The 16,338-nt window shown below is 57.1% G+C and carries 16 protein-coding genes; 6 read left to right on the top strand and 10 right to left on the bottom strand.

What is annotated here, in order from left to right; translation table 11 throughout:
* Positions 1–168: 168 nt before the first annotated feature.
* From pstB to pstS, 4 genes are all read right to left on the bottom strand, one after another.
* The gene (gene pstB / locus V6582_RS17530) at positions 169–969 is read right to left on the bottom strand and encodes a phosphate ABC transporter ATP-binding protein PstB (protein WP_071584905.1); all 801 of its coding nucleotides are present in this window, start codon (positions 967–969) and stop codon (positions 169–171) included.
* A gap of 36 nt (positions 970–1,005) precedes the next feature.
* Entirely contained in the window at positions 1,006–1,857 is an 852-nt protein-coding gene (pstA, locus tag V6582_RS17525; protein ID WP_156634739.1) for a phosphate ABC transporter permease PstA, read from the bottom strand.
* 9 nt (positions 1,858–1,866) lie between these two features.
* On the bottom strand, positions 1,867–2,841 hold the full coding sequence (gene pstC / locus V6582_RS17520; protein WP_156634738.1) for a phosphate ABC transporter permease subunit PstC: 975 nt from the start codon (positions 2,839–2,841) through the stop codon (positions 1,867–1,869).
* 99 nt (positions 2,842–2,940) lie between these two features.
* Positions 2,941–3,990 carry a phosphate ABC transporter substrate-binding protein PstS gene (gene pstS, locus V6582_RS17515; protein ID WP_156634737.1) on the bottom strand — a complete coding sequence of 350 codons (1,050 nt, stop codon included), beginning with the start codon at positions 3,988–3,990 and terminating at the stop codon, positions 2,941–2,943.
* Positions 3,991–4,313: 323 nt separating this feature from the next.
* Here pstS and V6582_RS17510 point away from each other — a divergent pair, with 323 nt between their 5' ends.
* On the top strand, positions 4,314–6,854 hold the full coding sequence (locus V6582_RS17510; protein WP_156634736.1) for an ATP-dependent helicase: 2,541 nt from the start codon (positions 4,314–4,316) through the stop codon (positions 6,852–6,854).
* A gap of 72 nt (positions 6,855–6,926) precedes the next feature.
* Here the strand turns inward: V6582_RS17510 and V6582_RS17505 are convergent, their stop codons facing one another.
* The gene (locus tag V6582_RS17505) at positions 6,927–7,463 is read right to left on the bottom strand and encodes a hypothetical protein (protein WP_156634735.1); all 537 of its coding nucleotides are present in this window, start codon (positions 7,461–7,463) and stop codon (positions 6,927–6,929) included.
* 3 nt (positions 7,464–7,466) lie between these two features.
* Positions 7,467–7,784, bottom strand: a complete 318-nt coding sequence (locus V6582_RS17500) for a hypothetical protein (RefSeq protein ID WP_156634734.1) — start codon at positions 7,782–7,784, stop codon at positions 7,467–7,469.
* A gap of 571 nt (positions 7,785–8,355) precedes the next feature.
* Here V6582_RS17500 and V6582_RS17495 point away from each other — a divergent pair.
* Positions 8,356–8,610, top strand: a complete 255-nt coding sequence (locus V6582_RS17495) for a type II toxin-antitoxin system prevent-host-death family antitoxin (protein WP_156597223.1) — start codon at positions 8,356–8,358, stop codon at positions 8,608–8,610.
* Positions 8,607–9,029: a type II toxin-antitoxin system VapC family toxin gene (locus V6582_RS17490; protein WP_156533450.1), complete on the top strand. Its 423-nt coding sequence runs from the start codon at positions 8,607–8,609 to the stop codon at positions 9,027–9,029. Before V6582_RS17495 ends, V6582_RS17490 begins: the two co-directional genes overlap by 4 nt.
* 31 nt (positions 9,030–9,060) lie before the next feature.
* On the opposite strand, the gene V6582_RS17485 is transcribed toward V6582_RS17490, so the two are convergent.
* On the bottom strand, positions 9,061–9,342 hold the full coding sequence (locus V6582_RS17485; protein ID WP_233741058.1) for a DUF6074 family protein: 282 nt from the start codon (positions 9,340–9,342) through the stop codon (positions 9,061–9,063).
* Positions 9,343–9,791: 449 nt separating this feature from the next.
* Entirely contained in the window at positions 9,792–12,125 is a 2,334-nt protein-coding gene (locus tag V6582_RS17480) for a glucose/quinate/shikimate family membrane-bound PQQ-dependent dehydrogenase (RefSeq protein WP_156632567.1), read from the bottom strand.
* A 200-nt stretch (positions 12,126–12,325) separates the two neighbouring features.
* Here V6582_RS17480 and pncA point away from each other — a divergent pair, with 200 nt between their 5' ends.
* Genes pncA through panB form a run of 3 tightly spaced genes read left to right on the top strand, consistent with a single transcriptional unit; the run spans position 12,326 to position 14,687 of the window.
* Positions 12,326–12,952, top strand: a complete 627-nt coding sequence (gene pncA / locus V6582_RS17475) for a bifunctional nicotinamidase/pyrazinamidase (RefSeq protein WP_156632568.1) — start codon at positions 12,326–12,328, stop codon at positions 12,950–12,952.
* A gap of 44 nt (positions 12,953–12,996) precedes the next feature.
* Entirely contained in the window at positions 12,997–13,866 is an 870-nt protein-coding gene (gene panC, locus V6582_RS17470; RefSeq protein WP_156632569.1) for a pantoate--beta-alanine ligase, read from the top strand.
* A complete protein-coding gene (panB, locus tag V6582_RS17465; protein ID WP_337739304.1) occupies positions 13,863–14,687 on the top strand; it encodes a 3-methyl-2-oxobutanoate hydroxymethyltransferase in 825 nt (274 codons plus the stop codon). Before panC ends, panB begins: the two co-directional genes overlap by 4 nt.
* Positions 14,688–14,742: 55 nt before the next feature.
* On the opposite strand, the gene V6582_RS17460 is transcribed toward panB, so the two are convergent.
* Together V6582_RS17460 and V6582_RS17455 are read right to left on the bottom strand one after the other, a co-directional pair.
* Complete coding sequence (locus V6582_RS17460; RefSeq protein WP_156632570.1) at positions 14,743–15,477, bottom strand: sulfite exporter TauE/SafE family protein; 735 nt, start codon at positions 15,475–15,477, stop codon at positions 14,743–14,745.
* 397 nt (positions 15,478–15,874) lie between these two features.
* The gene (locus V6582_RS17455) at positions 15,875–16,138 is read right to left on the bottom strand and encodes a DUF2164 domain-containing protein (RefSeq protein ID WP_156632571.1); all 264 of its coding nucleotides are present in this window, start codon (positions 16,136–16,138) and stop codon (positions 15,875–15,877) included.
* Positions 16,139–16,338 lie beyond the last annotated feature (200 nt).

The following is a 16,338-nucleotide window of genomic DNA, read 5'->3' as shown; positions in this document are numbered from 1 at the left end:
TCTCGATTCTCTCGTTTCGTTTGTTTTTTCGGGAAAACCGGATTCCACTTTTCCCTGACAAACTCTAACCATTTTTTCAATTGGTTGCAGGTATGGCCAGACCAGACAGGCTTGTCCAGTCATTGCGGCAGGAATTGCCAATATCCTGTGAGTGTCATCCCCAAACGATCAGCCGAACCGACCAGTCACATAATCGCTGGTACGCTGGTCGCCAGGGGCGCTGAAAATCACTTCGGTGCGGTCAAATTCCACCAGTTCGCCCAGATACATGAAGGCGGTATATTGCGAGATGCGCGCCGCCTGATGCAGATTATGGGTGACGATGGCGATGCAATAGGTGGACCGCAGGGTTTCGATCAATTCTTCCAGCTTGCTGGTCGAAATTGGATCGAGCGCCGAGGCAGGCTCATCCAGCAGCAGCACGGACGGTTTGACGGCAATGGCGCGGGCAATGCACAGGCGCTGCTGCTGGCCCCCGGAAAGACCAAGCCCGCTCTGGTGCAGCTTGTCCTTCACCTCACCCCAGAGAGCGGCTTCCTGAAGCGCTGCTTCAACGCGATTATCCATATCCGGCTTGGAAAGCTTTTCATACAGGCGGATGCCGAAAGCGATATTCTCGTAGATCGACATCGGAAACGGCGTCGGCTTTTGAAAGACCATGCCGATCTTGGCCCGCAGCCGGTTCAGGTCTTCTGATGGGTTGAGAATATCGCGTCCGTCGAGCAAAACCTCGCCCGTCACCTTCTGCCCCGGATAGAGATCGTACATCCGGTTGAAAATCCGCAGCAGGGTCGATTTCCCACAGCCGGACGGGCCGATAAAGGCGGTGACCGTACGGTCACGCAGGCCAAGATCGACATTTTTGATCGCCTGGTAGCCATTCTGGTAATAAAACGACAGCTGCTTGGCCTCGACCTTGATGGGGCGACCAATATCGGATGGATTGAAGGCTTGCAGAGGTGCGCGCATCAGGGGCTTCCTGGTACCCGTGTCAGACATTTGCATCTATCTTTCCTTCTTTCCGAACAATAACCCCGCCGACAGGCTTCGTGCGACGATATTCAAAACCAGGATCGTCACCGTGATCAGCAACGCCCCGCCCCAGGCCAGCCGCTGCCAATCCTCATAGGGGCTCATGGCGAACTGGAAGATCACCACAGGCAGATTGGCAATCGGCTGGCTGAGATCGGCGGTCCAGTATTGATTGTTGAGGGCGGTAAACAGCAAAGGCGCCGTCTCGCCGCTGATCCGGGCGACAGCCAGCAGCACGCCGGTCAACATGCCGGAGCGGGCGCTGCGCCAGATCACCGAGGTCATGATTTTCCAGCGCGGCGCGCCAAGCGCCGCCGCCGCCTCACGCATCGCATCCGGCACCAGTGCCAGCATATCCTGCGTGGTGCGGTTGATGACCGGAATAGCAATCAACGCCAGCGAGGCGGCTCCGGCATAGCCGGAGAAATGCCGGAACGGCACGACCAGCAGCGTATAAACAAACAGGCCGATGACGATGGACGGAGCCGCCAGCAGGATATCGTTGACGAAGATCGCCACCATGCCAAGCTTCGTGCCGCGCCCGTATTCTGCAAGATAGGTGCCGGCCAGGATACCAACAGGCGTTGCCACCACGGTTGCCAGCAGCGTCATCATGAAAGAGCCGTAGATGGCATTGGCAAGACCGCCATCGGAACCCGGCGGCGGTGTCATCTTGGTGAAGAGGTCGAGCGTGATCGCTTGCAGACCATTGCTGAACAGCGTCCAGAGGATTGCCGCCAGAACGGCGAGACCAAGAATGGCCGAGGCCAGCGACAGGCCAAGGGCGATGCGGTTGACGAGATAGCGGCGGGAAACAATCGACATCGGCTGGCCTCAAAAACTTTCGCTGCGCCCGATCAGCCACTTGGCAAGCGCCAGCACTGCAAAGGTAATGAAGAACAGGATGAGACCGAGCGCCACCAGACTGGAGGTATAGAGATCCGACGTCGCCTCGGAAAACTCATTGGCAATCGAAGCGGAAATCGTCGTGGCGGGCGACAGCAGCGAGGTGGCGATCCGATGTGAATTGCCGATCACAAAGGTCACAGCCATGGTTTCGCCCAGGGCCCGGCCAAGACCCAGCATGACGCCGCCAATCAAGCCGCGCCGCGTATAGGGAATGATGATGTGGAAGACGACTTCCCAGGTGGTCATGCCCATGCCATAGGCCGATTCCCTGAGTAGCACCGGCACGGTGCCGAACACGTCGCGGGTGACGGAGGTGATGAACGGAATAACCATAATTGCCAGCACGATCCCCGCCGTCAAAAGGCCGATGCCATAAGGTGCGCCGCTGAACAGCAGGCCGATAACAGGCACATGGCCGAAGGTGGCGATCAGCGCTGGCTGCACCACGGATTGCATGATCGGCGCCAGTACGAAGAAGCCCCAGAGCCCGTAAATGATGCTGGGAATGCCCGCCAGAAGCTCGATGGCCGTGCCGATGGGCCGTTGCAGCAGCGGCGGACACATTTCAGTCAGAAAAATAGCGATGCCGAAGCTGACGGGAACGCCAATCACCAGGCCGATAACCGAGGTAATCAACGTGCCGTAAATCGGTGCGGCGGCCCCGTAAATGTCCTTGGCCGGGCTCCAGCGTTCGTTCCACAGGAAGGATAGGCCGAATTCCCGCCAGGTGGGCAGAGATTCGATCAGCAGCGACAGGAATACCCCGAGCAATGCGACCATAACCAGCATGGCGCAAAGCCAGGTGGCGCGGATGAACACTGCATCGGCAAAGCGCACCCGCCTGGCGGCAGTGGACCTGGCTTCGTCCTCGCTGATGGTCGGTGGGTGGATGGCGGTCATGCAGGGCTTTCCGAAGGGACAAGGCAGCGCAGTGTTTTAGATATGCAAACAGCGGGCGATGACCGTCCGCTGTTGTTGTAGAAGAAAGACGAGTGGCAATTACATCGCCTTGAAGACCGGCTTGCCGTCCTTCTGGATGCTGTCCCAGGAATTTTCGATCAGCTTCACCACCGGCTTCGGAATAGCGACATATTCCAGCGCCTTGGCTTCACCGGTGCCATCCTTATAGGCCCAGGCGAAGAACTTCAGCGCGGCTTCGGTGGCGTCCTTGTCGACAGGGTCCTTATGGATCAGCACCCAGGTGGAAGCGGCAATCGGCCAGCTCTTTTCGCCGGGCTGATTGGTGATGACGACGTTGAAATTCTTGGCGCCGGCCCAATCGGCATTGGCAGCCGCAGCAGCAAAGCTGTCCAGCGAAGGCTCGACCACCTTGCCGGCGTCGTTCTTCATCTTGGCATAGCCAAGCTTGTTCTGGATCACATAGGCATATTCGTTATAGCCGATGGCGCCAGCCGTCTGCTTGACCGTGTTGGCAACGCCTTCAGACCCCTTGGCACCGATACCAACCGGCCATTCGACAGCGGTGTCGGAGCCGATCTTGCTCTTCCACTCGGCGGAAACCTTGCTGAGGTAATCGGTGAAGTTGAAGGTGGTGCCGGAACCGTCGGCGCGATGCACGACAACGATGGCCTGGTCGGGCAGCTTGACGCCCTTGTTGAGGGCTACAATCGCCGGGTCGTTCCACTTGGTGATCGTGCCCATGTAGATGGCTTCGAGCGCCTTGCCGTCCAGCACCAATTCGCCCGGCTTGACGCCTTCGATATTGTACATCGGCACGATGCCGCCCATCACCATCGGAAACTGGGTCAGACCGTTCTTGGTGAGTTCCTCGTCACTCAACGGCTTGTCGGTGGCGCCAAAGGTCACGGTCTTGGCTTCGACCTGCTTGATGCCGCCGCCGGAACCGATGGACTGATAGTTCAGGCTGATGCCAGTCTTGGCCTTGTAAGCCTCACCCCATTTGGAAAACACAGGGTAGATGAAGCTGGAACCGGCACCGGAAATATCGGCGGCAAAAGCCGCACCGGTAAAGGCGACCGAAAAGGCGGCAAGCGCCGCACCCGTGGCGATCTTTTTCATGAAAGTCATCGGAATAATCCCCGTGTTCGTCGAGCAATCTCTTAAAGCCCCAGCGGCTTTTCGAGCGACACTGGAATTGGCCTAAGTCGCTTCCATGAAGCTTTCGTGACAGGAATCCGCGCAGCAAGTCTTCTCACGCGCCTGTGATTGAAAGAGATTGACCTCAGGCGTCCACGCGTTGCCTCGACCTCCACCCCCAGCTTTTGAGGGAGCGATCTTCGCCAGGCTTTTCTGTCTGATTTTCCAGAATTTGGATTGCGCTTTGCCGGGATTGGAATGAAACAAGAACGTTTTCACTGGCCTTTCGAGGTAGAATCACTACATTGAAGGGCATGAGCAACGGTTTTGACGATATTCCCTTCTTCGACGAAGAGCCTGCACCCCGGACCTCCGCAAAGGGAGCGAAAGCCACGGATGCGCCTGCGCAGCAGCAGGAAGGCAGCCCTATAGCGAGCGCCAAAGCTGGCGGCGGATTGGGCATAGCGGCGCGTGCCATGGCCGCGCGCGACCAGAACCGCAACCCGGATTATCTCTCCGGCCTCAACCCGGAACAGCGCGAAGCGGTTGAAACCCTTGACGGTCCCGTTCTGGTACTGGCGGGTGCCGGCACCGGCAAGACGCGGGTTTTGACCACCCGTATCGCCCATATTCTGGCCACTGGCCGCGCTTTTCCAAGCCAGATCCTTGCGGTGACCTTCACCAACAAGGCGGCCCGTGAGATGAAGGAGCGCGTCGGCGTTCTGGTCGGCGGCGCTGTCGAGGGCATGCCCTGGCTCGGCACGTTCCACTCCATCGGCGTCAAGCTCTTGCGCCGCCATGCCGAACTGGTCGGCCTGACCTCCGATTTCACCATTCTCGATACCGATGACGTGGTGCGGCTGATCAAGCAGATCATCCAGGCCGAAGGGCTGGATGACAAGCGCTGGCCCGCCAAGATGTTTGCCGGAATGATCGACGGCTGGAAAAACAAGGGCCTCGACCCGGCACAAATCCCCGAAGGCGACGCCCGCGCCTTTGCCAATGGTAAGGGCCGCGAGCTTTACGCCGCCTACCAGGCCCGGCTGAAAAGCCTGAATGCCTGCGATTTTGGCGATCTGCTTTTGCACCCGATCCGCATGTTCCGCGCCAATCCGGATGTGCTGAAGGATTACCATCAACGGTTTCGCTATATTCTTGTCGATGAGTATCAGGACACCAACACCGCGCAATATATGTGGCTGCGGCTATTGGCGCAGCGGCCAAGCAGCAGGACTGCTGACGGCAAGGTCACAAACGGCACAGTAAACATCTGCTGCGTTGGTGACGACGATCAGTCGATTTACGGCTGGCGTGGGGCCGAAGTGGACAACATTCTGCGCTTCGAGAAGGATTTTCCGGGCGCGAAAGTCATCAAGCTGGAGCGCAATTACCGCTCGACGGAGCATATTCTCGGCGCTGCCGGGTTCCTGATTGCCCATAACGAGGGGCGTCTGGGCAAGACGCTGTTTACCGACCGGGTCGATCCGAACGATGAAAAAGTCGTGGTGCATGCCGCCTGGGATTCGGAGGAGGAAGCCCGCGCAGTTGGCGAGGAAATCGAGCAACTGCAACGCAACCAGCATAAGCTCAACGACATGGCCATTCTGGTGCGCGCCTCCTTCCAGATGCGCGAGTTTGAAGATCGGTTCGTGACGCTTGGGCTGAATTACCGGGTGATTGGCGGTCCGCGCTTCTACGAGCGGTTGGAAATCCGCGATGCCATGGCCTATTTCCGCATGGTCTGCCAGCCCGCCGACGACCTTGCCTTCGAGCGGATTGTCAACACGCCGAAGCGTGGGTTGGGCGACACCACGGTGCGCACCCTGCATGACTATGCCCGCACACGAGATATTCCGATGCTGGCGGCGGCGTCGGAGATTATCGATACCGATGAGCTGAAGCCGAAGGCGCGCAAGGCGCTGTTTGACGTAGTGACGGATTTCCGCCGCTGGCAGGATCTGCTGGAAAACACGCCGCATACCGAGCTTGCCGAACAGATCCTCGACGAGAGCGGCTATACGGCCATGTGGCAGAACGACAAATCGGCGGAAGCACCGGGGCGGCTGGAAAACCTGAAGGAACTGATCCGCTCGATGGAAGCCTTCGAGAGCATGCGCAGCTTCATGGAGCATGTCTCGCTGGTGATGGATGCCGAGACCAACGAAAATCTCGACGCCGTATCGATCATGACGCTGCATTCCGCCAAGGGGCTGGAATTCGAAACGGTGTTCCTGCCCGGTTGGGAAGAAGGCCTGTTTCCACATCAGCGCGCCCTGGACGAAGGCGGACGTGCCGCGCTGGAGGAAGAACGGCGGCTGGCCTATGTTGGCCTGACGCGGGCCAAGCGCCGCTGTCACCTGTGGTTCGTTTCCAACCGGCGCATCCATGGCCTCTGGCAATCAACCATGCCGTCGCGCTTCCTCGATGAACTGCCGCCCGCCCATGTGGAAGTGGCGGAGGTGGAAACCAGCTATGGCGGCTATGGACGCGGCGGCTACGGCCAGTCCCGCTTCGACAAGCAAGAACCTTTCACCAATTCCTACTCCACCCCCGGCTGGAAACGCGCCCAGGCCAACAAAACCGACGCCACCCGCGAAAACTGGGGCAGCCGCTCCGGCCACGCCGTCGAACGCATCGGCTACGGCGAAAGCGGCCCCCGCGGCCAAACCATCGACGGCCAGTTGGTCGCCAAATCCACCAGCAATGAACCGTCAAAGTTCACAGTTGGCGACCGGGTGTTCCACATCAAATTCGGCAATGGAAATGTGTCTGTCGTTGAGGGGAATAAGCTGACGATCGATTTTGACCGGGCGGGGCAAAAGCGGGTGCTGGACGGGTTTGTGGAGCGGGCTTAACGATGAAAGAGGAAAGTAATTCTCCATATTGCAAAGAAAACGGAAGACACGGTATAATTTTTTGTAAATTTATCAGAGGTTTTTAATGTATTTCATCAGTTCTATTGACTCAGGCAACAACGTTAACTCAGATGAGACAAAATCATCATCATAATTGTCGTAGGGCCATACAACTTTTCTCGTAATAAACTGCTGCCCTTTGAGCATCTGGACGATGTATCTGCCGCCGATGCAGCCATCTTCGTCAGTTTGAACAGCCTTGTTTTTATCGACCCTGATTGAGGCGTGTCTGCCTGGAAAGTTGTGGCCTATAACACATATGCTGACTGGCCTGTTCATTGCCTTGAAATCAATGACAATGTGTTCCAACCCATCATAGATCGCGCAGTTTTTTGCGTCATTCATAATGTCTATTTTGCATTTAACCAGCCATATCTCGCCATTCTTGGCAATTGAGGCACTATGGTCCGGCAAAATACGATATTCCGCGCCGCTCGGAGTTTTTCCAGTACGGATGCCATGATCAACTGTTCGTTCATTTGAATACCAACTTCCAGCCATTGCATTACCAGCCCATAGCAGGGCAAATAGAAATATCGTGATCTTCATTGTTCAAAGCCCACAATAAGCAATAGTATTGTCCCCACTATAAGGTGACTTAATATGAAGCGTCCACCCATTTTCAAAACGCGCCCCGACGCTCCTCATTTGAGAACCAGCCCCGGCACAGAAATTGCGGGCTTCGCTTGCGTTCATATCAACGGTAATTGTTACAGTTTGCCCGTAACCGCTGACTTGGCAAGGGGATGACATAAGACCTGTATTATCCATAGCACGGCACATGGCATAAGCACTATTTACGCTCTGATCATCCGCCATGGCAGAGCTAGCCACAAAGGTGGCAGCAAAAGCGATGAAAGCTGTTTTCATTCGAATATACCCCAATACGTTATTGCGCTACCGACAAGATATTGAACCGGCAATCGGATAACATTCCCATCTATTTCATGTTAAATTTTATTATATGTCGAACACCCATCCCATCTTAAATATTTATATTTAATTCTATTTTGATATTTAAATGGGTCGCGCTCCCATAAATCAAAATAATACACCAGCACAAGATGAATTTACAACCAAAATACACATCAATAAACAATCAGCTGCATTTAAATAAAAATAATTAATTTTAATATAAAATTAATTATAAATAGAAAATTAAAATAAATATTAAATACAATAAAGCATATAAAATTAGACACTCTTCATTCTATTGCAAAAAAATCGATTATAGCTGCTGCACCTCCTGGAAATGAGGCATCTCACCGCACAATACATCTTACCGGCCACCACGGTCGAGAAGTTCAACGCCACCCGCGAAAATTGTTTCAGGCGCCCTTGCTACGCCGTAAAACGCCTCAGCTAAGCAACGCGCCTTCGATCTTGTACCACGAAAGGCAATGCGCTATATGTAGGTACATCACTACATGGAGTATGGGCGATGGGAACATCCAGCCTAACGAGCCGAGAACTCAATCAAGACGTCAGCAGGGCAAAGCGCGCTGCTGAGACGGGGCCTGTTGTCATTACGGATCGTGGCAGACCTTCGCATGTGCTGATGACCTATGAGGATTTTGAGCGGTTGACCGGCAAACGCCGTAACCTTGTTGAGGCGCTGTCCATGCCCGGCTTGTCGTCCATCGATTTCGATCCGCCGCGCGTCATGGTTTCGGGCCGCGAGGTCGATTTGTCTTGAACTATCTGCTGGACACAAATGTCGTCTCGGAACTGCGCAAAGTGGGAGATGGCAAGGCAGACCGGAATGTGACGGAATGGATTGGTGCGCAGGATTCTCGCACCCTTTTCATTTCCGCGATCACCATCCTTGAACTGGAGCGCGGCATATTGAGCCTTCAGCGGCGCGATGCGGCGCAGGGTTCTCGTTTGCGGACATGGATGGATGGTCGCGTTCGTCCGGAATTTGCCGAGCGCATTCTGGTTATCGACGATGCGGTGGCGACGCGCTGCGCCCATCTGCATATCCCGGATCGCCGTAATGAGAGTGATGCGCTTATCGCGGCGACGGCCCTGGTGCATGGGCTAGCAGTTGTGACACGCAATATTCAGGATTTTGAAGGAACCGGCGTCGTGCTGATCAACCCTTGGGCTGCGTGACGTGATCAGTCATCCTTGATGACCCTTCACATTACCCCAGCGCTTCTTCATTCCGATGCAGCCACATCAGTTCCATCTGCACGGCGTCCTGGAAATTCATGATCTCGCCGCGCATCACGTCTTCGGGGCAGCCGAGGTCGAGGAGTTCGGCGCCAAGCTGACGGCAGGTGGCGCGCCAGTAGATGGTGGCATCGTTGCCTTGCAGGCGGTCCAGCGTCACAGCGGCGCCACGCACCATATCACGGCGGCTGGCCAGCGGGAAGAAAGCCAGCGTCGAGACGACGGGTTCAAGCTTGGCGGCAGTGTTGGGCATACGAACCATCCTTTATACTGATGATTCGTTTTACGGCTTCATGGTTAAGGTTTGGTTGCCGTAGCGGAAGGACATTTGAATCAATTGTTTCAAAAGAAGACCCCTCCCGGTGAAAACCGGAAGGGGCTGGATGTTTGGAAAGCGGTTAAGGTCAGTGCGTACCGCCCCCTCACCCCGCTTCCGCTTCGCTCAGCGGACTGACCGGGGCAGAGCCACGGGTCTCTGCCCGTCCTTCGGACCCCCGCTGGGGAGAGGAGACAATAGGCCTTTTGCGGCTCCTGCCCTCTTATCCCCAGCGGGGAGAAGGTGCCGGCAGGCGGATGAGGGGGGCGAAGCCAAACCTGGCACTCAATAGTACCAAGGCTCGAAGATGCACTTGCACTGACTCTTCGTATAAGCCCCCCCTGAACTCATTTGAACTCAAGAGATTATGTCGTACCTTCCATGATTTACGGCAGCGTATAGGCGATCACATAATCCCCCGGCTTGGTGCCGATTGAACCGTGGCCGCCAGCAACCATGACAACATATTGCTTGCCGTTCAGCTCGTAGCTCATCGGCGTCGCCTGGCCGCCCGCCGGAAGCCGGCCTTCCCAGAGAACCTTGCCGGTGGCGAGGTCATAGGCGCGCAGGTAATTATCGACGGCCGCACCGAGGAAAGCCACGCCGCCCTTGGTAATCATCGGCCCGCCAATGCCGGGTACGCCGACCTTGAAGGGCAGCGGCAGCGGTGTCATGTCATGCACGGTGCCATTGCGGTGCTGATAGGCGATCTTGCCGGTCTTCAGATCCACAGCGGCAACCGTTCCCCATGGCGGCGCCTGACAGGGAACGCCGATGGGCGACAGGAACGGACCCATCTTGACGGCATAAGGCGCGCCGTCATTGCGGTTCAGCCCCTGTTCCGAGCCTTTTTCGTCCTGGCCCTTGGCCGGAACCTGATCACGCGGCACAAGCTGCGAGGTGAAGGCCAGATAGGTTGGCATGCCAAACATCACTTGGCGTTCCGGATCGACAGCAACCGAACCCCAGTTGAACGTGCCGAAATTGCCGGGATAAATAATCGAGCCCTGCAACGATGGCGGGGTATATTGCCCCTCATAGCGCAACTGATGGAACTTGATGCGGCAGGCCAGCTGATCGAGCAGCGTCACGCCCCACATATTTCGCTCTTCGAGCTTTGGTGGGCGGAAGCTCAGGCCCGAAATCGGCTGGGTTGGCGACGCATGATCTTCTGGAATAGTGCCGCCGGGCGCCGGAAGCTCCTTGATCGGAATGATCGGCTGGCCAGTGCGCCGGTCCAGCACATAGAGATCGCCCTGCTTGGTGGAGGCAACGAGCGCCGGGACAGTGGTGCCTTCGCGGGTAATGTCGAGCAGCACGGGCTGGGCGGGAACATCCATGTCCCAGAGATCGTGATGGACGAATTGCTGTACCCAGCGGTCGGCACCGGTATTGAGGTCAAGCGCCACGACCGAGGAAGAATATTTCTCCACATTGGCGCTGCGGTTCATGCCCAACTGGTCCGGCACCTGATTGCCGAGCGGGATATAAACGAGGCCCAACTGTTCATCGACCGAGAATACCGACCAGCTATTCGGCGAGTTGGCGGTGTAAGTCTGCCCTTCGGGCAGCGGCTGGGTCTGGCCCGGATTGCCACTGTCCCAGTTCCACACCAGCGCGCCGGTCTGGACGTCGAAGGCGCGGATCACGCCGGATTGTTCCTTGGTGGAATAGTTGTCGTTGACCGCCCCACCAATGATGATCTTGCCGGCGGCAATCACCGGCGGCGAGGTCGAGTAGTAATAGCCAGCCGGATTATAGGGCATGCCCTGTTCCAGATGCAGAACGCCCTTGTCGGCAAAGCTCTCGCAGATCTTGCCATTGGCGGCATCGAGCGCGATCAGCCGCGCATCCGAAGTCGGAAGATAGACGCGGGTGGCGCAGGGCGCACCAGCTGTAGCGGCAGGATCGGCATAATAGGTGACGCCACGGCAGGTCTGGTGCTGGCGATCCGGGTTCAGGCCGACATTGGGGTCAAATTTCCATTTCTGCTTGCCGGTTGCTGCATCAATGGCGATGGCCCAATTGTGCGGGGTGCAGAGATAGAGTGTGTCGCCCACTTTCAGCGGCGTTACCTGATAGGTGGTCTCGCCGACATCGCCGGGCAGTTTCACATCGCCGGTCTGGTAGGTCCAGGCGGTCTTCAGCGTCTTGACATTGTCGGTCGTGATCTGGGTCAGCGGCGAATAGCGCTGGCCGTAGGGCGTGCGGCCATATTGATGCCATTCGCCGTCGGCCATGTCGCCGCCATAGGAGGGCGTTGCGCTGGCCACATCCATTGGCAGTGTGCCGGGCTTGTCATAAGGGTCCTGGGTCATCGAATAACCGGCGACAACGAGCGCGACCAGCACCGGCAGCGCCACTGGCCAAGCGCTGGCGGCAATGCCGCCTTCGCGACGATGTAGCGGCCCCAATCTGCGGCGGACAGCTGGCAACAACAGCACAAAGCCGAGCACGATCACCAGACCACCGCGGGTGCCGAGCTGCCACCAGTCAAAGCCGACCTCCCAGACCGCCCAGCCCAGGCAGAGGAGAATGAACAGTCCGTAGATCCACAGCGCCCCTGCCTTGCGCATCGCCAGCAACAGCGCCACGAGAACGAATGCAAGACCGGCAATAAGGTAAAACGGGCTACCGCCGAGCGACAGGAGATAGCCGCCCCCGCCGCCGAGCGCGAGCCCGATGACGGCGAAGACGACCGCTGTAATGATAAGGATCATGGGACAAATCCGATGCATGTTGAAAATTAGCTGGGTGCGTCAAAAATTTACGCATAGGTGAATTGCCAACGCATGAGCGACCGTTAGGTTCCTCCCGATCTGGCTGCCAATTTAAATTTTGGGGCCAATACTGTTGCGCATACCCTTGCGCGCATTGATCCACCTTGCCATGGTCTGGCGCAAAACCAGCAGGAGGGATCATGACCAAGGCGCTGCTTCTCATCGATATCCAGAATGGCTTTTGCCCAGGCGGCAATCTGCCGGTGGCAGAGGGCGATCAGATCGTCCCCATCGCCAATGCCCTGATGACCAGCGGGGCCTATGACCTGATCGTCGCTTCGCAGGATTGGCATCCAGCCAATCACGGCAGCTTCGCCTCCCAACACCCCGGCGCCAAGGTTTTCGAACTGGGGACGCTTTCCGGCAAACCGCAGATGATGTGGCCGGACCATTGCGTACAGGGCACAGATGATGCCGAGTTTCACCCCGGCCTCGACCTCTCCCGGATCAATCATGTGCAGAAAAAGGGGCTGAATCCGCTGGTGGATAGCTATTCGGCGTTCCGCGACAACGATCAGTCTGCACTGACCGGCCTTGGCGCCTGGCTGATCGATAAGGGCGTCACCGAACTGGATGTCATGGGCCTTGCCACCGATTACTGCGTCAAGTTTTCCGTGCTGGATGCGCTGGACATGCTACCGGGCGTAACCGTGCGCTTGATTCTCGACGGCAGCCGAGGCATCGATCCGCAAACGGTGGAGGCGGCGATTGCCGACATGCAGGCTCACGGCGCAAGGCTTATCACCAGCGCGGATGTCCTCGCCTAAGAAACATCTGCACCTGCAAAAAGAATGGGTTCGGGAGGGCCGCCATGGAGACCATCAATACGATTGCAGCCCTGCGCCAAAGGCTCGACGCATGCCGCAGGGCTGGAAAATCCATCGGCTTCGTGCCGACCATGGGCTATCTGCATAAGGGTCACCTGACGCTGGTCGAACAGGCCAAGGCTGAAAATGCTGTGACTGTTGTGTCGATCTTCGTCAACCCGCTGCAATTCGGCAAGGGCGAAGATCTGGAAAAATACCCCCGCGATCTCGCTCGCGACAGTGAAATGCTGGAGGCGGCGGGCGTCGATTTTCTGTTCGCGCCTGGCGTGGCCGACATGTATCCGCACCCGATGCAAACGGTGGTCGATTTGCCGGAGCTGGGCGGCGAGCTGGAGGGCAAGGCCCGGCCCGGCCATTTCGCGGGCGTAGCAACCGTCGTTACCAAGCTGTTCAACATCGTCCAGCCGGATGCCGCCTATTTTGGCGAGAAGGATTATCAGCAAGTGGCGATCATCCGCCGCATGGTCGAGGATCTCGCCATGCCGGTGCGCGTCGTGCCGGTGGCAACCGTGCGCGAAATCGATGGCCTCGCCTGCTCGTCACGCAATGTCTATCTGACCGACGAGCAGCGCGCTGCCGCCGTCATCGTGCCAAAAGCGCTGGAGGAAGCGGAACGGCTCTACCACACCGGTATGCGCGATACAGCGGAGATGGAAGCAGCCCTTGCCGCCTTCATTGCCCGGGAGCCGTTGGCAAAGTCCGACGTGGTCGCCGTGCGTCACCCCGATACGCTCGCCACCCTGCCCCATCTGGACCAGCCGTTTCTGGTGCTGCTTTACGTACAAATCGGCACGACCAAACTGCTGGATAACCGGGTCATCACCATCAAAAGCAACAAGGAAGCCGCCGAGTGAGCGCCCCGCCCCGCCAGAAACGCCTGACGCCCACCAACATTGTCGCGCTGAAGCATCAGCGCCCTATTGTGTCCCTCACCGCCTATACCACGCCGATGGCGCGGCTGATGGATGCCCATTGCGATCTGCTGCTGGTTGGCGACAGCCTTGGCATGGTGCTGTATGGGCTGGACACCACTGTTAGCGTCACCCTGGAAATGATGATTGCCCATGGGCAAGCGGTGTTACGCGGAGTCAGTCACGCCTGCGTCATCGTCGATATGCCCTTCGGCTCCTATCAGGAATCCAGGGAACAGGCCTTCCGCAATGCGGCACGGATCATGAAGGAAACCGGCTGTGACGGCGTCAAGCTGGAAGGTGGCACGGAAATGGCCGAGACCGTGGCTTTTCTGGTGGAGCGCGGCATTCCGGTGCTGGGCCATGTCGGGCTGATGCCGCAGCAGGTCAACACATCAGGCGGCTACCGTTCCAAAGGCCATGATGAAGCGGAAGCAGACAAGATCCGGGCCGACGCCACCGCCATTGCCAAGGCAGGCGCTTTTGCGCTGGTCATTGAAGGCACGGTGGAGCCTTTGGCGCGAGACATAACCAAGACCCTCGCCGTCCCCACCATCGGCATCGGCGCCTCACCTGCCTGTGATGGCCAGATCCTGGTCTCAGACGACATGCTGGGCCTGTTCAACGATTTCAAGCCGCGCTTTGTCAAGCATTATGCTGAACTGGCCGGGGTAATTTCAAAGGCTGTGGAAGACTATGCGACAGAGGTCAAGGCGCGGCAATTTCCCGGACCAGAGCATACATTTCAGCCGCGTAAATCGTAACCGCCAAAGAGATGTCAGCACCTCGCCCCCTTGTCCGGGGCGCGAGGTGCTGCTGCTATTTGACGATGACAAGCAGGCCCGCAATAATCAGCAATGTGCAAAATGACAGGACCAGGGTACGCTCATCGACCTTATGGGCCAAATGAACGCCCGCTGGCACGCCCAGAAGTCCTCCGATGGCCAGCATGGAGCCAAGCACCCAGTCGACATGGCCGTAATAGCCATATTGCATCAGGCTGATGCTGCATCCGGGCAGTGCCAGCGCCAGTCCCAAGCCTTGCGCCCGGACCTGTGAATGCCCGTAGAACATCACAAGCAAGGGAACACCCAGCATGGCGCCGCCCACTCCAAACAGGCCGAGCGAAATGCCACCAATCGCGCCTGGCAGAAAGGCCCAGCGATAATCAAGGCCATGCGAGACGAATTTTATGTTTCGCGTGACGGCGACGAAGGCCGCAAGCAACATCAAAAACACGCCGTACCAAAGCTTTAATGTCTCGCTCGACAGCGACAAGGCCCATAGAGAGCTGATCGCCGAGGTGACGCTGCCACTGACGGCCAGCACAAGGGCCGTCTTGAGATCGAAGCTGCCCTTATTGCGGTATTTCACCAGGGCATAGAGAACATTGGTGACCACCATGACCAAAGCTGTCCCTTGGGCCAGCTTCTGGTCATAGGCCGCAAACAAAACCAGAAGCGGAATTGCAAATGTCCCGCCTCCGGTTCCCAGAAAGCCTCCCGCCGTCCCGAGCAACGCGCCGAAGGGAACGCCTATGACACTCATCAGCATGGTGTTTGATCCTATGCCGCTACACTGGTGTGTTCGTATGCCAGGCAAAGGATGGTCGGCGCGGATGATCCATGTGCATTTGGTGAAGTCGCTTCTGCTCGGCCACAGATAATACGAGAGTTTGACCCATCAATCGGGTGCCAATCACCATGAATGTCGTAGTAATCATCAATTCCGTCTAAAAAAGACATCAGATTGCATTCCCCCAGCGCAACAGCAGGTCAGACGCGCCGATAATCGCCATGCGCAAAATACTCGCAAGAGCTGCATTTCCTACAGGGTGCGCTTTAAGTTTCTAACAGCGCCAAGTCAATGAAAAACACTCCTTATAAGAGCAATACACCAAGTTTCTATCAAGCAAATTTATTAGAAAAACACGCCCGCCATGGCGCAAACCTCAAGACACCATCGTCCGCTCCAATTGATAGATCCCGTCATTGAAGCGATCGATCTGCTCGGCCAGCAGGGTCTGGGCGTCGGCAAGGCCTCTGTTGTAGAAATGCACACCAACCGTCCCGGCCAGAAAATCGATCAGACTTTCGACCTCGAACCGTCCAAGCTCGACCTCATGTTCGCTCGCCAGGTGTTTTTGCAACCGTGAGACCAGCAGGGCCAGTTCTTCTTTTGAAAAATCCGCTTTCACATCATCGGGCTTCGGCATTCACGATGTTCCTTTTCGACAAGAATGGTCGGCTGGAATAGGACATGACTATGGGCACGCATCAATGGAAATCAACGCAGGATCACTCCTATTGATTTGCTCGTTGCGCAATGATGTTCTAATCCACCCCTCATTCTTGGGAGGAAAAACAAGGGCTGGCCCGAAAGACAGGCCGTCCCAAGACACATGTCACACCAAGA

It is taken from the genome of Agrobacterium vitis (assembly GCF_037039395.1).
In the GTDB taxonomy this organism is placed as follows: domain Bacteria; phylum Pseudomonadota; class Alphaproteobacteria; order Rhizobiales; family Rhizobiaceae; genus Allorhizobium; species Allorhizobium vitis_E.
The sequence above is the reverse complement of the archived record's forward strand: the minus strand, read 5'-3'. Positions and strand labels throughout refer to the sequence as shown.

Excerpts from the sequence above, each read along its gene's own strand:
- pstB (WP_071584905.1), bottom strand. The coding sequence starts at position 969 with ATGCGCGCACCTCTGCAAGCCTTCAATCCATCCGATATTGGTCGCCCC.
- pstA (WP_156634739.1), bottom strand. The coding sequence starts at position 1,857 with ATGTCGATTGTTTCCCGCCGCTATCTCGTCAACCGCATCGCCCTTGGC.
- pstC (WP_156634738.1), bottom strand. The coding sequence starts at position 2,841 with ATGACCGCCATCCACCCACCGACCATCAGCGAGGACGAAGCCAGGTCC.
- pstS (WP_156634737.1), bottom strand. The coding sequence starts at position 3,990 with ATGACTTTCATGAAAAAGATCGCCACGGGTGCGGCGCTTGCCGCCTTT.
- V6582_RS17510 (WP_156634736.1), top strand. The coding sequence starts at position 4,314 with ATGAGCAACGGTTTTGACGATATTCCCTTCTTCGACGAAGAGCCTGCA.
- V6582_RS17505 (WP_156634735.1), bottom strand. The coding sequence starts at position 7,463 with ATGAAGATCACGATATTTCTATTTGCCCTGCTATGGGCTGGTAATGCA.
- V6582_RS17500 (WP_156634734.1), bottom strand. The coding sequence starts at position 7,784 with ATGAAAACAGCTTTCATCGCTTTTGCTGCCACCTTTGTGGCTAGCTCT.
- V6582_RS17495 (WP_156597223.1), top strand. The coding sequence starts at position 8,356 with ATGGGAACATCCAGCCTAACGAGCCGAGAACTCAATCAAGACGTCAGC.
- V6582_RS17485 (WP_233741058.1), bottom strand. The coding sequence starts at position 9,342 with ATGCCCAACACTGCCGCCAAGCTTGAACCCGTCGTCTCGACGCTGGCT.
- V6582_RS17480 (WP_156632567.1), bottom strand. The coding sequence starts at position 12,125 with ATGATCCTTATCATTACAGCGGTCGTCTTCGCCGTCATCGGGCTCGCG.
- pncA (WP_156632568.1), top strand. The coding sequence starts at position 12,326 with ATGACCAAGGCGCTGCTTCTCATCGATATCCAGAATGGCTTTTGCCCA.
- panC (WP_156632569.1), top strand. The coding sequence starts at position 12,997 with ATGGAGACCATCAATACGATTGCAGCCCTGCGCCAAAGGCTCGACGCA.
- V6582_RS17460 (WP_156632570.1), bottom strand. The coding sequence starts at position 15,477 with ATGCTGATGAGTGTCATAGGCGTTCCCTTCGGCGCGTTGCTCGGGACG.
- V6582_RS17455 (WP_156632571.1), bottom strand. The coding sequence starts at position 16,138 with ATGCCGAAGCCCGATGATGTGAAAGCGGATTTTTCAAAAGAAGAACTG.